General features: G+C 70.7%; 15 protein-coding genes, 1 tRNA gene and 1 pseudogene. 5 read left to right on the top strand and 12 right to left on the bottom strand.

Annotated features, from left to right (window positions below):
• Positions 1 to 39: 39 nt before the first annotated feature.
• From M4V62_RS22125 to M4V62_RS22100, 6 genes are all read right to left on the bottom strand, one after another.
• Positions 40 to 1,206, bottom strand: coding sequence for a lipid-transfer protein (locus M4V62_RS22125; protein WP_249588980.1), 1,167 nt, complete (start codon positions 1,204 to 1,206; stop codon positions 40 to 42).
• Complete coding sequence (locus M4V62_RS22120; protein ID WP_425575110.1) at positions 1,203 to 1,658, bottom strand: MaoC family dehydratase; 456 nt, start codon at positions 1,656 to 1,658, stop codon at positions 1,203 to 1,205. Before M4V62_RS22120 ends, M4V62_RS22125 begins: the two co-directional genes overlap by 4 nt.
• Positions 1,655 to 2,926 (bottom strand): acyl-CoA dehydrogenase family protein, encoded by a 1,272-nt coding sequence (locus M4V62_RS22115; RefSeq protein WP_249588979.1) that lies wholly within the window; start codon positions 2,924 to 2,926, stop codon positions 1,655 to 1,657. The genes M4V62_RS22120 and M4V62_RS22115 overlap by 4 nt, the downstream gene beginning before the upstream one ends.
• A 1-nt stretch (position 2,927) precedes the next feature.
• Complete coding sequence (locus tag M4V62_RS22110) at positions 2,928 to 3,845, bottom strand: bifunctional MaoC family dehydratase N-terminal/OB-fold nucleic acid binding domain-containing protein (RefSeq protein ID WP_249588978.1); 918 nt, start codon at positions 3,843 to 3,845, stop codon at positions 2,928 to 2,930.
• A complete protein-coding gene (locus M4V62_RS22105) occupies positions 3,842 to 5,032 on the bottom strand; it encodes an acyl-CoA dehydrogenase family protein (RefSeq protein WP_249588977.1) in 1,191 nt (396 codons plus the stop codon). The genes M4V62_RS22110 and M4V62_RS22105 overlap by 4 nt, the downstream gene beginning before the upstream one ends.
• A 298-nt stretch (positions 5,033 to 5,330) precedes the next feature.
• On the bottom strand, positions 5,331 to 5,642 hold the full coding sequence (locus M4V62_RS22100) for a hypothetical protein (protein ID WP_249588976.1): 312 nt from the start codon (positions 5,640 to 5,642) through the stop codon (positions 5,331 to 5,333).
• Between the two features lie 371 nt (positions 5,643 to 6,013).
• Between M4V62_RS22100 and M4V62_RS22095 the strand changes: the two genes are divergently transcribed.
• A complete protein-coding gene (locus M4V62_RS22095) occupies positions 6,014 to 6,892 on the top strand; it encodes a bifunctional DNA primase/polymerase (protein ID WP_249588975.1) in 879 nt (292 codons plus the stop codon).
• A 53-nt stretch (positions 6,893 to 6,945) separates the two neighbouring features.
• Here M4V62_RS22095 and M4V62_RS22090 read toward each other — a convergent pair.
• The 4 genes and pseudogenes from M4V62_RS22090 to M4V62_RS22075 all read right to left on the bottom strand — a co-directional run bounded on the left by M4V62_RS22090 (position 6,946) and on the right by M4V62_RS22075 (position 9,881).
• A pseudogene (locus M4V62_RS22090) lies at positions 6,946 to 7,484 on the bottom strand (sensor domain-containing protein).
• 401 nt (positions 7,485 to 7,885) lie between these two features.
• Complete coding sequence (locus M4V62_RS22085) at positions 7,886 to 8,110, bottom strand: hypothetical protein (RefSeq protein WP_249588974.1); 225 nt, start codon at positions 8,108 to 8,110, stop codon at positions 7,886 to 7,888.
• 183 nt (positions 8,111 to 8,293) lie between these two features.
• A tRNA-Ser gene (locus M4V62_RS22080) sits at positions 8,294 to 8,378 on the bottom strand.
• A gap of 42 nt (positions 8,379 to 8,420) precedes the next feature.
• Entirely contained in the window at positions 8,421 to 9,881 is a 1,461-nt protein-coding gene (locus M4V62_RS22075) for a S1C family serine protease (protein WP_249588973.1), read from the bottom strand.
• 186 nt (positions 9,882 to 10,067) lie between these two features.
• On the opposite strand from M4V62_RS22075, the gene M4V62_RS22070 reads away from it, so the two are divergent.
• The 3 genes from M4V62_RS22070 (at position 10,068) to M4V62_RS22060 (ending at position 12,643) form a co-directional block, all read left to right on the top strand.
• Complete coding sequence (locus tag M4V62_RS22070; protein WP_249588972.1) at positions 10,068 to 10,880, top strand: glycerophosphodiester phosphodiesterase; 813 nt, start codon at positions 10,068 to 10,070, stop codon at positions 10,878 to 10,880.
• Between the two features lie 62 nt (positions 10,881 to 10,942).
• Entirely contained in the window at positions 10,943 to 11,560 is a 618-nt protein-coding gene (locus M4V62_RS22065; protein ID WP_249588971.1) for an ATP-binding protein, read from the top strand.
• 117 nt (positions 11,561 to 11,677) lie between these two features.
• The gene (locus tag M4V62_RS22060; RefSeq protein WP_249588970.1) at positions 11,678 to 12,643 is read left to right on the top strand and encodes a DUF5926 family protein; all 966 of its coding nucleotides are present in this window, start codon (positions 11,678 to 11,680) and stop codon (positions 12,641 to 12,643) included.
• A 202-nt stretch (positions 12,644 to 12,845) separates the two neighbouring features.
• Here M4V62_RS22060 and M4V62_RS22055 read toward each other — a convergent pair whose 3' ends face one another.
• Together M4V62_RS22055 and M4V62_RS22050 are read right to left on the bottom strand one after the other, a co-directional pair.
• Positions 12,846 to 13,490: a hypothetical protein gene (locus M4V62_RS22055; protein ID WP_249588969.1), complete on the bottom strand. Its 645-nt coding sequence runs from the start codon at positions 13,488 to 13,490 to the stop codon at positions 12,846 to 12,848.
• 57 nt (positions 13,491 to 13,547) lie between these two features.
• A complete protein-coding gene (locus M4V62_RS22050) occupies positions 13,548 to 14,225 on the bottom strand; it encodes a bifunctional DNA primase/polymerase (protein ID WP_249588968.1) in 678 nt (225 codons plus the stop codon).
• A 540-nt stretch (positions 14,226 to 14,765) separates the two neighbouring features.
• On the opposite strand from M4V62_RS22050, the gene M4V62_RS22045 reads away from it, so the two are divergent.
• Positions 14,766 to 16,190, top strand: coding sequence for a PP2C family protein-serine/threonine phosphatase (locus tag M4V62_RS22045; RefSeq protein WP_249588967.1), 1,425 nt, complete (start codon positions 14,766 to 14,768; stop codon positions 16,188 to 16,190).
• The last annotated feature ends 27 nt before the right edge of the window (positions 16,191 to 16,217 follow it).

Below are 16,217 nucleotides of genomic sequence, written 5' to 3'. Positions count from 1 at the left end.
GGGCCCTGCGACCGCGCCCAGCCCGGGACACGCGCGCGTTCAGCCGTCCGCCGCCAGAATCAACCCCGATGTGGGGACACCGGTGCCCGCGGTGACCAGAGTGCGCGCGGCGCCCGGTATCTGGTTCACGGACGTGCCGCGCACCTGTCTGACCGCCTCCGCTATGCCGTTCATCCCGTGCAGATACGCCTCCCCGAGCTGCCCTCCGTGCGTGTTCAGCGGCAGCGTCTCCTCGGCCACGAAGTCCGCCGCCTCACCCGGTCCGCAGAAGCCGAACTCCTCCAGCTGCATCAGCACGAACGGCGTGAAGTGGTCGTAGAGAATGCCCACGTCGATGTCACCGGGCGCGAGACCGGAGCTCCGCCACAACTGCCGTGCCACCACGCTCATCTCGGGCAGCCCGCTCAGGTCGTCGCGGTAGAAGCTGGTCATCTGCTCCTGCGCCCGGCCCGCGCCCTGGGCCGCTGCCGTGATCACCGCCGCCGGCTTCGGCAGATCCCGGGCCCGCTCCACGCTCGTCACGACGATCGCCTGCCCGCCGTCGGTCTCCTGGCAGCAGTCCAGGAGCCGCAGCGGCTCGACGATCCAGCGCGAGGCCGCGTGATCGGCGAGCGTGATCGGCTTCCCGTGGAAATAGGCCGCAGGGTTCGTCGCCGCGTACTTCCGGTCGGTGACCGCCACATGGCCGAAGGCGTCGGGGGTGAGGCCGTAGGTGTGCAGATAGCGCTGGGCCGCCATCGCCACCCAGGAGGCGGGGGTCAGCAGCCCGAAGGGCAGGGCCCAGCCGAGCGCCGCGCCCTCCGCCGACGGCTCGCGGTGCTGCACGCCCGAGCCGAACCGGCGCCCCGAGCGCTCGTTGAACGCGCGATAGCAGACGACGACTTCGGCCACTCCCGTCGCCACCGCGAGGGCCGCCTGCTGGACGGTCGCGCAGGCCGCGCCTCCGCCGTAGTGAACGCGCGAGAAGAACGAGAGCTCCCCGATCCCCGCCGCCTGCGCGACGGTGATCTCCGGGTTCGTGTCCATCGTGAACGTGACCATGCCGTCGACGTCCCCGGGACCGAGCCCGGCGTCCTCGAGCGCGAGGCCCACCGCCTCCACGGCGAGCCTGAGCTCACTGCGCCCCGAGTCCTTGGAGAACTCGGTGGCCCCGATCCCGACGACGGCGGCCTTCCCTCCGAGGAGATCGCGCGTACGTACGCTCATGCCGCGCCCCCTGCCGACGTCCCGCCCGGAACCGTGACCGGAACCGTGACCGTGACCGTGCCGGTGACGTGCTTGCCGATGCCGTTGGCCCCGACCACCTTCACCGTGGCCGTGTCGCCGTCGACCTTCTCCACGGAACCGCTCAATACCATCGTGTCTCCGGGGTAGTTGGGCGCACCCAGCCGGATCGCCACCTTTCGGAGGATCGCCCCGGACCCGAAGTGGTCCGTGATGAACCGGCCGACCAGGCCGTTCGTCGTCAGGATGTTCATGAAGATGTCGGGGGAGCCCCTCTCCTGGGCGATCACCGAGTCGTGGTGCACGTCCTGGTAGTCCCGCGACGCGATCGCACCGGAGACGATCAGTGTCCGGGTGACCGGGATGGTGAGCTCCGCCAGCTCATCACCGACCCTCACACCGCCACCTCCTGCCGCGTACTGTCCCCCGGTCATGCCGTCTCCTCCTGCACGGTGTCGTGCTTGCCCTGGACGCTGTGCTGCGTGCTCCGGACGCTGTGCTGCGTGCTCCGGACGCTGCGCTGCTCGCTCTGGACGCTGCGCTGCTCGCTCTGGACGCTGTGCTTGCTCTCGGCGCTCTCCGCGTTCTCTGCGTCCTCCGCGTTCTCCGCGTTCTCCGCTATCAAGTCGCCCATTTCCTGGAGGACTTCGCTCCCGCAGCCGAGGTACGCGTCCAGCTGCCGCCCCCACAGGAAGTGCCGGTGCACGGGATGGTCGAGGTCGGCCCCCATGCCGCCGTGCAGATGCTGGCCCGCGTGCACGACGCGCTTGCCCGCCTCCGATGCCCACCACGCGGCAGTCAGCGCATGCGTGCCGTACGGCAGTCCGGCGTCACGCCGCCAGGCGGCCTCGTACGCCGTGACCCGTATCGCCTCGGTGTCCATATGGGCGTCCGCCGCCCGCAGTTGGACCCCTTGCTTGGACGCGAGCGGCCTGCCGAACTGCTCCCGCTCGTTCGTGTGGGCCACCGCACGGGCCAACGACCCCGCGCACACCCCGGCCTGCAGCCCGGCGAAGGCTGTTCGCGCGCTCGCAAGGACGTCGTCGTACGCCCCTTCTCCGCCGATCCGCTCCCCAGGAACCCCGTCAAGGACCAGCCGCCCCGCCGCCCAGGGCGCGGTCAGATCCACCGGCTCCGTCCCCGCGTCGGCCACCCGCACCCTCCACAGGCTGTGGCCGCCCCGCGGCGCGGGATCGCGCACCGCGACCAGGACCTCCGTGGCGTCCCGCAGCCATGGCACCCACGGCACCACCCCGGTCAGCGTCCCGGCCAGCTCCGGCTCCCCGGCAGGCGCCCCGGTCGGTCCGTCAAACGGCGCCCCATCCACGGAGGCCACCACTACGCCGCCCCGCGCCGGAAACGCCCCCGCCGCCACCGCCGTACCGTCCCGCAGCCCCGGCAGCAGCCGCGTCCGCTGCTCCTCCGTGCCATGCGCCGCCACCGCGAGCAGCCCATAGACACAGCTCGCCGCGAACGGCACCTGTGCCGTCACCCGCCCCTGCTCCTCGAGCAGCAGGACGAGCCCGAGCAGCCCGACATCCTCCACCGCGCCGGGCAGCCCCGCCGCGCACAGGGCCTTCCACAGCTCGGCATCCGACCCCGTGCCCGCCGCCGCGAGCCGCTCGGGTGTGGACAGGTCCCCGAAGATCTCTCCGGCGAGCTCCCGCGCGGCGGTCTGCTCCTCCGTGGGCGTGAAGTCCATGTCAGACCTCGCCCCCCGCCGTGCCGATCATGCCTTCGACGGCCCGGAACACCGGGAGCTCCAGCTCCTTGTCCACCTGCTGGAATTCGAGCCGCACCGGCTGTCCGATCCGCACCTTGTCGCTGGGCACGCCCACCACATTGCTGACCATGCGCACGCCCTCCGCCAGGTCGATGAGCCCGACGGCGTACGGCGGATCGAAGGCGGGGAAGGGCGGGTGGTGCATGACCACGTACGAATAGACCGTGCCCTCGCCGCTCGCCTCGACCGTGTCCCATTCGAGCGACCCGCAGGCATTGCAGCCGGGCAGCCAAGGGAAGCGCAGTGTCCGGCAGCCGCCGCAGCGCTGGATCAGGAGCTGGTGCCGGGCCACGCCTTCCCAGAACCCGGCGTTGTCCCGGTTGATCACAGGGCGGGGCCTCTTGCCCTGTGGTTTCCGCGCCGCCGGTGCGTACTTGAGGATGCGGAAGCGATGCGTACCCGCCGGCTCGCCGCCCGCTCTGACGTCCATCCGCGTCGTGACGAAATGCCCCGTGCCCAGCTTGGTCGTCTTGCGCTCCGACACCGACTCGATGACCGCGTCGAAGGTGATCTCGTCCCCCGGCCGCAGCGCCCGCAGATACTCCTGCTCGCAGTCCGTGGCGACGACCGAGGTGTACCCCGCGCCGTCCAGGAGCGCGAACAACTCGTCGTAGGCAGCCGACCGTCCCTGGTGCCCGGAGAGCCCGCCCATCGTCCAGGCCTGGAGCATGGTCGGCGGCGCGATCGGATCCGCCCCCGCATAGGCCAAGTTGACGTCTCCCATGGCCTCGCACCAGTGCCGGATCATCGGCTCGTTGACCAGGTCCTTGCCCACACCCGACGTGGCGGCCGCTCGCCCCTCGAACGTCTTCAGCGTCTCGTACGAAAGATCGGTCACCGCCGTCCCCTCCGCATCCCGAGGCGCATCGTCGCCACGATCTCCCGCTGCACCTCGCTCACCCCGCCCCCGAACGTATTGATCTGTGCCGCCCTGTTCATCCGCTCCAACTCCCCCTCACCGCCCGTGCCGAGCGCCAGGGACCCGGGTGAACCGGCCCGCACCAGACCCGCCTCGCCCGTGACTTCCTGACATATTCGGTACACCTCCACGGCCGATTCGGTTCCCACGACTTTCACGCCGCTCGCGTCTCCCGGCGCCAGCACACCCGCCCCGACATCCCCCACCAAACGCCAGTTGAGCAGGCGCGTTGCCGCCAGCCGCGCCTGCGCTTCGGCCAGTCTCGACCGGACCCACGGAGCGTCAATCCGGCGTTCGCCCGTCATCGGATCGGGCGTACGGGCGAAGGCGAGGGCCGCGTCGTAGAAATCCTCGGCCTGCATACCGATCGCGGCGAGTGCCACCCGCTCGTGGTTGAGCTGGTTGGTGATCAGCCCCCAGCCGCCGTTCTCGTCGCCGACCAGATGCGTGGCGGGCACGCGGATCTGGTCGTAGTACGTCGCCGTCGTCGTCAGGCCGCCCACCGTCTCGATCGGCGTCCACGAGAAACCGGGCGCGTCGGTCGGCACGAGGATGATCGAGATTCCTTGGTGCTTGGGGGCCTCGGGGTCGGTGCGGCAGGCCAGCCAGATCCAGTCGGCGTTCTGGGCGTTCGACGTGAAGATCTTCTGCCCGTCGATGACCCACGCGCCGTCGGGCCCATCGCCCTCGCGCACCGCTCTCGTCCGCAGCGAGGCCAGATCGGTCCCCGCCGACGGCTCGCTGTACCCGATCGCGAAGACGAGGTCACCGCTGAGGATGCGCGGCAGGAAGGCGGCCTTCTGCTCCTCGGTGCCGTACTTCATGAGGGTCGGCCCGACGGTGTTCAGGGTGACCATCGACACGGGTGCGCCCGCGCAGTAGGCCTCGTCGAAGAAGACGAACTGCTCGTCGGGTCCGCGCCCCTGCCCGCCGTACTCGACCGGCCACCCGAGGCCGAGCATGCCGTCGGCCCCTATGCGCCGCAGCAGCCGGCGCTGCCCCTCCAGGTCGCCCCCTGCGGGCGGCCCTCCTGGCATCAGATCGGCGAAGTACGCGCGCAGTTCGGCGCGCAGCTGCTGTTGGCGTTCGGTGGGGGCGAGGTGCACGGCGGCGGCCTCTCCTTCGCGTACGGGCGTCGCACCGACAATGGTTTCTGACTGTCCGTCAGAAACTGTCGCGGTGTCAAGAGATCACCCCGGATGCGGGGGCAGCCACCTCAGATGCGGGGGCAGCCGCCTCGGCCCACCTCCTGTGCCGGGGGCAGCCGCCTCGCCCGACCCACAACGGGGGGAGCCGCCTCGCCCGACCTCGAACGCGCCTGCGCGGCGGTGCAGATGCACCGCCGCGCAGAACGCCACACACCCCATCGAGCTGACCCCAGGAGCTACCCCGTGGGCCGTTGCTTCACCAGAGATGGGTGAAGTTGACGGCGATGTTCTCGTTCGACTGGTCGATCGCCGTGAACGCCGAGCCGTTCACCTGGGCGGTGTTGTTCTGGTTCGAGGCGCCCGAGCCGACCGCCTGCTGCTGCGACGTGGACGAGTTGCCGTTGTTGTTGCCGCCGACGCCGCTGCCGTTGACGGTCGCCACGCCCGCATTCGATCCGTCGTCCGCGAAGGCGCCGTTGTCGGCCATCGCGACACCCGAGAAGAGTGCGGCGGCCAGGGGCAGGGCTGCGGCGGCAGCGATGACGCGAGCGGTACGGATGCTTGCCATGTCAATTCCTCCAGAACGGGGATACGCACCGGCGAGATGCCGGAGGTACCTGAAGTACGGCTGTTTCCCAGGCAGTTGGCCGACCGCACCGGGGGGTTCTGCACGACGTCGCGAGTCCAGAGTTGCCCACCGAATCCCCGGCGAACCACCCCGGAAGCCCTGATTCCCCCGCAAGCGTGAGTACAAGTCGATAAACACGCTTCGCTCCCCCATAGCCCCAGCTCAGCCCCAGGAACCCCGACCAAACCCAGGCGCCGCACGTGCTGAAGCGTTCCGCCACTTCGTGCAGATCGGCGGTCATACCCGCGTTTCGCCCGCGCGTCGCGCGAGCCCCCCTTCCCTTCTTCGAACGCTTGTACGAAAATGGCGGCATGGCCACCATCGACCGCCATGCCACGACGCTCGCACTCGCCCACGCCCTGTCCGCCGCCGAACGCGGTCTCGCCGTCATCCCGCTCTCCCGCACCAAGCTGCCGGCGCTCCGCTCCCCCCACCACGAGCAGCCCGAACCGACCCCCTGCCACGGCGAATGCGGCCGCCCCGGACACGGCGTGTACGACGCGTCGACCGATCCGCGCCGTATCCGCGAGCTCTTCACCGCCGCCCCCTGGGCCACCGGCTACGGCATCGCGTGCGGGCTGCCGCCGCACCACCTGATCGGCATCGACCTGGACACCAAGTCCGGTACGGACGCTCCGGCGGCCCTGCGGGAACTGGCGCTGCGCCACCTGTTCACGATCCCGGCCACGGTTGTCGTGGCGACCCCGAGCGGCGGCCGCCACATCTGGCTCGCGGGTCCGCCCGATGCCGTCATCCCCAACTCGGCGGGCCGCCTCGCCCCCGGCATCGACATCCGGGGCGCGGGCGGCTATCTCGTCGGCCCCGGTTCGCGCACCGAACACGGTGTCTACAGCGCCGTGGCCGGCACCGCGCATCTCCCTCCGGCGAGCTGCCCGCCCGCCCTGCTGCGCCTGCTCACGCCGCCGCCCCGCATCCACCAGCCCGCGCTCCCGCATACGCCGGTCCCGGCGCCGGTCCAACGGGGCCAGGGCCTGGTCCAGTTCGTGCTCGCCGCGCACGAGGGCCAGCGCAACACCCGCCTGTTCTGGGCCGCTTGCCGCGCCTACGAGAACGGCATCGGCGAGTCCCTGACCGATGACCTCACCGATGCCGCGCTCCGGGTCGGCCTGACGGAGCACGAGGCGCGCTCGACGATCGCGTCGGCGGCACGGCTGACGGGGCACGCGTAACGCGGACGCCCCTCAGCCCTTAGCCCTAGCCCTTAGCCCTCAGCTCTTGGCCCCTAGCTCTTGCCGAGCAGCGAACGCACCGCCGCACGGTCGATGTTCGTCAGCGCACGGACCAGCTTCGGAGTGAGGAAGACGATGGCGAGGCCGACAAGGGACGCCCCCGCGATCTGCACCGGCGACTCCAGGTAGAACGCGTGGCGCTCACCGCCGGAGGTGTAGTCGAACAGCCGGTAGCCGGGCCAGTCGACGTAGCGCGGGAACACCCAGGAGTACGCCGGAAGGAGCGCGACCACCCAGCCGGTGACCAGGAAGGTCACGCTGAGAACGAAGGACACCACCCGCGACGGGAACATCACGAACTGGAAGAGCAGCGCCCGCCAGCCCGCACCGTCCGACAGCCGTGCCCGCACCCCTCCCACGCACCCGCGTCCCGCGGCCTCTCCACGGCGGCGGGACCGGCGACCTCAAGCCCCAGCTGCGTCCGCGCCCGCCCCCGCTCGGCGGCTCCGAGCCCTCGTGCCCCGGCCAATGCGGCGGCGAGGACCGGCAGTCCGAGCACCGTGACGAACAGGCTCACGCCGAGCGCGAACATCGTCACGGCGAAGGTGAAGCCCACGATGGCGACGGGCAGCGACGTCACGGTGTAGCCGATCTCCCGGTACGTGGAGGCGGCGAACGGCGCCCGCCAGAAGCCCGGGGACTCCGGAACCTCCGAGGAGCCCACGGGGGAAAGACCGGCGGGAGCAGCGGGAGCGGAGGGAGCGGCTGCGTACGGCAGTGCGCTGGTGCTCATGACGGGCCTCGAATCTTCGCGGTGGGGACGTTGCCGGGGAGTGCCGTGCTGACGTCCTCCACGTTCGCGAATCCGATCGGCCCGCGGCATCCGGTGACCCGGCCTCTCGGGGGTGTCGCTGGCACCACCCCCTCAGCGCCTCTCGGACGGGAAAAGGGTGCCTCCCGGTGAGAGACACCCTTTCGCTGCGGCAGAGAAGGTCAGCCGTCGAAGCCGAAGCCGTGGAGCGTGGTTCCGTCCCGGTGGCCGCCGTCCGCCTGACCGCCGGTGGTGATCCCGTAGGGACCGCCCATGTTGGTGAAGGTCTGGCCTGCGTAGCGGCCCTCGCTGAAGGTGGTGCCCGGGTCGTCGGCGACGGCGGTGCCGGCCGCCAGGAACCCTGCGACGGTGGCCACGGCGAGGGCGGATGCGATGCGCTTCAACACGAGTGTCTCCTCTGAGTCGGATCCAGTGATCTCCGCGGAGAACGACACCGCACTCGGCCCGCACCTTCTCCTAGGCTCGCCGGGCGGCGCCCACGTGGAGTAGCCCGGTTTCATCCAGCCGCAGGGACGCGAAAAGCGGAGAGCCTCCGACCGATGTTGCTGGTCAGAGGCTCTCAACCACTGCGGTGGGTGTGGGATTTGAACCCACGGAGGCTTGCGCCTCGACGGTTTTCAAGACCGTTCCCTTAGGCCGCTCGGGCAACCCACCCCGCACCGCCGATCAGGGCGGTGCGGGGACAAGAGTAGCGGGTCAGCTCTCGCCCTTGCGCTGGCCCAGGACCACGTCGACCTTGTGCTCCTTGCCGTCGCGCTTGTACGTGATCTCGACGGTGTCGCCCGGCTTGTGGGTCCAGATCTGGCCGATCAGGGTCGGACCGCTGTCGATCACCGTGTCGTCCAGCTTCGTGATGACGTCGCCGGGCTTGAGGCCCGCCTTGTCCGCGGGGCCGTTCGGGGTGACCGCCTCCGAACCGCTCGCGCCTTCCGGGGAGATCGTGGCGCCGCCCGTGCTCTCCTCCAGGGAGACCGAGGCACCGATCACGGGGTAGACCGCCTGGCCGTTCTTGATCAGCTGCTGTGCGACGTTCTTCGCCTGGTTCACCGGGATCGCGAAGCCCAGGCCGATGGAGCCGGACTGACCGCCGCCGCCACCGAGGCCGCCGCCGCTCTCCGCGGGCTTGATCGCGGAGTTGATGCCGATGACCGCGCCGCCCGCGTCGAGCAGTGGGCCGCCCGAGTTGCCGGGGTTGATGGAGGCGTCGGTCTGCAGGGCGCTCATGTACGAGCTCTTGCTGCTGGCGCCGTCGCTGGAGGTCACCGGGCGGTCCTTGGCGCTGACGATGCCGGTGGTGACCGTGTTCGAGAGGCCGAAGGGGGCGCCGATGGCGATCGTCGAGTCGCCGACGGCCACCTTGTCGGAGTTGCCGAGGGGGAGCGGCTTCAGGTTCGAGGGCTTCTCCTTGAGCTTGATGACCGCCACGTCATAGCCCTCGGCGCGGCCGACCACCTCGGCGTCGTACTTCTTGCCGTCCGAGAACGTCGCCGCGAGCTTCCCGCCGTCGGCCGCGGAGGCCACGACGTGGTTGTTCGTGAGGATGTGGCCCTGCGTGTCGTAGACGAAGCCGGTGCCCGTGCCGCCCTCGCCGTTGCCGCCCTGGGCCTCGATGGTGACGACGCTGGGCAGCGCCTTGCCCGCGATGTCGGCGACCGTGCCGGGGTCGCGCTTGAGGTCGGCCGGGGTGTTCGACGCGGACACCGTGGTCGAGCCCGTGCTGTCGTCGTTCCGGTCGGCCGCCCAGAAGCCGATGCCGCCGCCGACGCCGCCGGCGACCAGGGCGGCCACGAGCACCGCGGCGATCAGACCACCGCGCTTGCCCGCGGGCTTGGGCCCTTCCGGATGCTGCGCCGCGTACGACGCACCCCACCCGGAGCCTGAACCTCCACCCTGGGCGTACGAAGGAACGGCGGGCGGCTGCGGAGGCGGCCACGCCCCGGCGCCGGAGGCCTGCGGGGGCGCGCCCGCGGTGGCACCGGCGTGCGCGGGAGGCTGGTGCGCCGCCGGTTCCTGGGCGAACGCCGCGGAAGGCGGCGCCGCGGGGTCGGGGGTCGAAGCGGGCGCTACGGGCTCGGCGGAAGCAGCGGGAGTTTCCACCGGCACAGGAGGCGCTGACGGGGCCGGGGGTACCTCGTTGCCCTCGTTCTCGGTGCTCACAGCTCTACTCCTCGGTCCACGCTGTCGTTCTCGGTCACGGCCTGGCTGTGCCCAACTGTGCATGTGTCTGCAGTCAGCTTTTCCCATGGGCTGTCAGGGCACCATAAGCCGATCCTGTGGATCCGGCGCTGCGTGCGCCACACCGTGGGCACACCGGCGGGTACCCCGTGATGGCACCATGACGCGGTGACCCTCGCACGACAGCCCCAGATCCAGGTCGTCGCCCACCGCGGAGCCTCCGAAGACGCCCCCGAGCACACGCTGGCCGCGTACAAGAAGGCGGTCGAGGACGGTGCCGACGCCCTCGAATGCGATGTACGCCTCACTGCGGACGGACACCTCGTCTGCGTCCACGACCGCCGCGTGAACCGTACGTCGAACGGCCGAGGAGCCGTGTCGGCCCTGGAGCTCGCCGACCTCGCGACACTCGACTTCGGCTCCTGGAAGAACAACCACGGTGAGGCCGACGAAGGCCCCGACTGGGAGGACACCTCCGTCCTCACCCTGGAGCGGCTCCTCGATCTTGTGGCCGAAAGCAACGCTTCGGGGCGCAACATCCAGCTGGCCATCGAGACCAAGCACCCCACCCGCTGGGCGGGCCAGGTGGAGGAAAGGCTGCTTCTTCTACTGAAGCGCTTCGGTCTGGACGCCCCGCCCGCCGGCGGCCCCTCTCCCGTACGCGTCATGAGCTTCTCGGCACGCTCTCTGCACCGGGTGCGGGCCGCGTCCCCGACCCTGCCGACGGTCTATCTGATGCAGTTCGTCTCGCCGCGCCACCGCGACGGCCGCCTTCCCCAAGGCGTTCGGATCGCGGGACCGGGCATGCGGATCGTCCGCAACCACCCCGCCTACGTGGCCAAACTCAAACGCGCGGGCCATCAGGTGCACGTGTGGACCGTGAACGAACCCGAGGACGTGGAGCTCTGCGCCGAACTCGGCGTCGACGCCATCATCACCAATCGCCCCAAGCAAGTGCTGTCCCAGCTGGGACGCCGCTAACCGCCATCACGGCGGTTACGGGGTGTGCACCGGCGCGTTCGGTCCGTATTCGATCGTTACGAGTGCGTCACCGCACAAGGATTGGCCGGTTTCCGGTCCAGTCCATTGGGGCATTCACACCGTGGCGTGGGGCGAAGGAGGTCTCGGGGGTGGCGTTGGTGGTGGCACGGGAGGTGCCCGCGTCGTCGAGCATGGCCGTACCCCATGGCCCGGCGGGCGTGGGAGAAGCAAGGCACCGTATGCGCGATCAACTGCGCGGGAACGGAGTGCCGGAATCGGTCGTCGACGATGCCGTACTGATCCTTTCGGAATTGCTCAGCAATGCCTGTCGGCACGGCAGACCGCTGGGCGAAGGAATGGTGGGCGACGGTGATGTCCTGGCCGCTTGGCGCGTGGACGCGGCAGGACGGCTGACCGTCGAGGTGACGGACGGGGGCGGCCCGACCCGCCCCGTTCCGGCCACGCCCTCGGTCACCGCGCACGGCGGTCGTGGGCTCAACATCATCACGGCCCTCGCCGATGCGTGGGGCGTGCGTGACGACACCCATGGCGAGGTCACGGTGTGGGCCGCCGTACATGCCGGGCACCGTCACGAGGACTTCGCTACGCGCGTCGCGGCCCCCTCGGGTGCCGCGATAGCCGACTCCGCGTACGCGGACCCCTTCGACGACCTCGACTGAGTCAGGCCGACCGAGGCTGAATCCCGACGCCCTTTGGGTGAGCGGCTAGGCTCGCGCCCGTACGCCCAAGACGTACGAAGAGCCACGCTGGAAAGCCGCATCCGGGAGACACCCAAGATGGCCAAGAAGCGCCCTCAGACCAAGGGCAAGCAGCCTCAGCTGACGGACGGGCAGGTTCCTGTCGTCGGTGCCCGCGAACCCTGCCCCTGCGGTTCGGGCCGCCGTTACAAGGCCTGTCACGGCCGGGCCGCCGCGCACGCGGTGACCGAGCTGGTGCACCGCCCCTTCGAAGGCCTGCCCGGCGAGGGCGACTGGGTGGCTCTGCGCGAGCTCGTCCCGGCGGCGACCGTCGAACTGCCCCTCAAGGACGGGCTGCCGGACGGCGTGCCCTCCGTCTCCCTGGCGACCGTCCTGCCGATGGCCTGGCCCGCGCTGCGCCGCGACGACGGCTCGGTCCTGCTCGGCCTGCAGAACGACACCGCGTCCGGCGACATCAGCCGCGACCTCGCCGACACCCTCCAGCGCGCCCTGACCGCCGAGCCCGGCTCTCCGGTCCAGGCACGCCGTGCCCCCGCCGACGGGCCGCGCCTTCAGGACGTCCTCGACCCCGACGGCGCATTCGAGCCGATCGTGCACGCGGGCTTCGAGTTCTGGGTCCCGGATTCGGAGAACGCGTCCACGGAGGTCTCCGCGTCCCTGGAGCGGGCGAACGCCGCCGCGATCCCGACCGTGAAGCTCTCCGGCGTGGATTCCGCGTACTGGTGCGAGACCCCGGAGAAGAACCACCTGCGCTGGGTCATGCCGCACCCCGAGGAGCAGCTCCTCGACGCGCTCGCCCGGCTGCACGCGGCCGGTACGTCGAGTCTCGGCGAAGGGACCCGGCTGGTCGGCTCCTTCCGGGCGCACGGTCTGACGGTGCCGGTGTGGGACCTGCCGAGCGGAATGGGCGCCGAGGACATCGAGAAGCCCGCCGCCGAGTTCGCCGAGCGGCTCGCGGCGGCGCTCGCCGTCGATGCTCCTCTCACGCCGGAGGAGCGCCGGGCGCGCGGCGGTCTCACCAACCGCCAGGTGACGCTTAGCTGACCCACCAGTCAGTCGGGGAACGGGTGACTCCTGTCACAACTCCCCGTCGTCGCAGGTAAATCCCTGTCTGGATATCCGAGATCGAATTTGCCCAGAGCAGATCTCTTGTTACCGTTCAGGTAGCCCGGTTGCTGGTGCATCCCCCGTCGCCAGCAACCGGGCCCTTCCATGCCAGGCCTGCTGTCCGGTCTGACCTGTGCTCTCAACTGGCCTTCGGCCGCGCGGAGTTGCTCCCGGAGCGCAGGAGCAGCGGACCGCCACTCCCGTCGGCGAACTCCACCACCGCCGAATACGCCTCGGCATCCCCCGTCGTACGCTCCCGCGGCGTCTCGCACGCCCCCGGCTCGTCGGCGGCGCCCACCGCGCAATGCATCTGGACGGTGCGTCCGCCCGGACCCATGACGGTCAGTACGGCGCTCAGCTCATCACCGGTCGTGTTGCGGTAGTACGTGCGCCCCCAGGTGTCGTGCCCCTGGGTCAGGACGCATGTCTGGGCCTCGATGCCCTTGGGGGATGTGAGTTCGGGGCCGCACTGGGCGGCGCTGTCGAGGCCGAGCCCCGTGAGGAGTGACGCGTCGTCTGAGGACCGGCCGTCCGAAGACCGGCCGTCCGAAGACCGGTCGCCCGAAGTCGCGTCCTCCGTAGTGGACCGCTTCGCATCCGACTTCTCCGTGGAGGGCTGTTTCGCGTCGGGATCCGGCGCCGCCCCCGGTGCCGCGTCCGCCGACCGCTCCGACGGCTTGGCTTCGGCGTCACCGTCGCCCACAGGCCCCGCGGACGCGCCGGCGAGCGGCAGGAGAACCGTAATGGCCACGACGCCCATGAGCGCGATCAGGCGGGGGTTCATGGTCCCTGACATTAACGACGTTTGATGGGCGCCCGGCTCGCCGCGCGCCCATTTCCCCTACAACTCGGGCGCGCTCACACCCGTACGAGTGAGCGCGTCGACCACCGCGTCCACCACGGCCTCGACATCGGGCACCCACGGCGCCGCCGAGCCGGGCAGCGGAGCCCGCTCCCAGCGCACCGGACCCTGGCCCGTCCCGGAGGGCGGCAGCGCGAGATATCCGCCCTCTCCGTGGAAGCGCAGTGAGCCCGGCACGAAGTCCTTGGCGTACAGCAGTTCGCCCAACTGCTCCATGGAGTACGGCGCGACGAGCAGGAAGAGACGGGTGCGGGTCGCCACGACCGGGCCGAGCCTGATGCCCATCTGGTCGAGCGCGGCCAGGGCACGCGCGCCCGCGATCGCGGGCAGGCTGACGGCGCAGGGGGCGCTCGCGCCGGTCGCGAGCACGATGGGCGCGTCCGGGCGGTTGGTCCACCACCAGCGCACCATGCGCTCGTCGGTCGTCGCGGTCAGCAGGCCGGGGTCGAGCGGATGAGCTCCTGGCACCGTGCAGTCGGGGTCGGGGCAGGCGCAGCGGGTGCCGTCTCGCCGGTCGAGTCCGACGCCGGGCACCACGGGCCACTTCCATGCCGTCGCAAAGGTCAGTGCCGCGCCGATCAGACCAGGACTCTGGTCAGACTTCCTGCCGGTGAGCCGGGACAGGAGCCTGCGTCGCCTTCCGAGGATCTCGCGCATGAGCGCTCGTTCCTTTCCGTTTACACGCCGAGGAACACGGCGGGCCACATCACACCATGTGTGGATCACTTCGCTGTGCGTAGAACTGGCGCATCACACCCCAGCCTGCGGCATGGGGAACCCCTAGGGGGCCGAGCGTTAGCGTGGCGTGGGGTGGCGGTGCCTGGCGTTTGCTGTCCCGCGTACTTATTCGCCGCCTCCCCCACGGGAGGATGGGGCACGGTCGTCGTGAGTTAAGACGCCCGGGTCCGTCACCAGGTTCCGGGCTGATCTCAACTGCCCCTGGTCATCACCGAGTACGTACCCATCACGGCCGCTGTGACGCGCCTCCCGTGCCTGAGGGCCTGGGAGTGCCCCTTGTTGAACAATCCCAGTCGATCGCAATAGGCCGTCGCCTCAGGCACTTTTGAGCCAAGTTACCAAGATCGCCTAAACGCCACAGAATTCCCACGGACACCAGGAATCCCGGCTGGACAATGCTGGACATCCCCTCATCAGTGCGTGTAGATGTGGAGAACATTGCTAGCGGCGCAGAATGACATGGGGGTTTGCGATGCTATTGAGCAATACGCACCGGCCGGAAAGCCGTCAGCCATGAACGCTCCGCACCTCCCGAAAGTGGCCGGAATCGATTCAACTGTTCCGCCACAAGACCACACTGTCGCGCCCGCCCCACAGGCCCAGAGCGCACCGACCCTCATGATCCAGGACCGGCTCGCGGGCTGGATCTCCGATCTCACCACCCTGCAGGAGCTCACCGAACGCCTGGCCCGCACGGCCACGCTCGACGAAGCCCTGCACGAACTGCTGCGCGCCGGAGCCGCCCTGGTCGGCGCCCGCCGCGGCCTGCTCGTCCTGGAGCCCGCCGACGGGCTCGGACCCGACACCACCGTCGGCCTCGGCCTCGCCCGCGCCGACCTCGGCCACATCGAGACCGTGCCCCGCGGCGCCACCGCCTTCGGGCGGCTCCTCGACGCGCCGCCGGGCTCCGAGACCGGGATCGTCAACGCCGACCTGCTCGCCGACACCACCCTCGACCCCCGCCACCGCGAGGTCGCCGCCCGGCTCGGCTACGCCGCGAGCTACGCGCTGCCCCTGTCCACCGAGGCGGCGGGCCGGATCGGCGCCGCCGTCTGGCTGTACGACGAGCCGGCGGAGCCCGGCGAGCGCCAGCGGCACCTCGTCGGCCTCTACGCACGCCAGGCCGCCGAGCATCTGGCGCGGCTGATCGAACTGGAGCGCGCCCGCACGACGGAGGCCACCCTGCGCGAGGAGCTGCTGCCCTCGCGGCTGCCGCGGGTCGCCGGAGTGCAGCTCGCCGCCCGGCACCGCACCTCCGCGCGCGGAGGCGGCGACTGGTTCGACGCGCTGCCGCTGCCCGACGCCGCGCTCGGCCTCGCGGTCGGGTCCGTCACCGGGTCCGGGCCGAGCGCCGTCGCCGCGATGGGGCGCCTGCGGGCCTCCTTGCGGGCGTACGCCGTGATGGAGGGCGAGGACCCCGTCGCCGTACTGTCCGATCTGGAGCTGCTGCTTCGGCTCACCGAGCCCGCGCGGTCGGCGACGGCCCTCTTCGCGTACTGCGAACCGGCGCTGCGCAAGATCGTCCTTGCCGGGGCCGGGCACAGCCCGCCGCTCGTGATCGGCGAGCGGCGCACGGAGTTCGTGGAGACCTCGCTCTCGGCGCCGCTGGGGATGCTCGCCTGCTGGGAGGCGCCGAGCGTGGAGTTCAAGACGGAGCCGGGAGAAACGGTGCTTCTCTATACGGACGGGCTGCTGCACCGCACCGGGGACGCCATGGACCGCGCCTTCGCGCGGCTGCACGCGGCGGCGGCGAGCGTGCCGAAAGCGGTGCGCGACGACCCGGACGCGCTCGTCGATCACGTCCTGCGGACGGTGCTGCCCGACGGTCTTGACGCGGCCGACAGCGACGAGGACGTGGTTCTCCTCGCGGCCCGTTTCGAGTGACCTCCGCAATACGGCATGTAATGGGCC

The organism is Streptomyces durmitorensis, from assembly GCF_023498005.1.
Classification (GTDB): domain Bacteria; phylum Actinomycetota; class Actinomycetes; order Streptomycetales; family Streptomycetaceae; genus Streptomyces; species Streptomyces durmitorensis.
The sequence above is the reverse complement of the archived record's forward strand: the minus strand, read 5'-3'. Positions and strand labels throughout refer to the sequence as shown.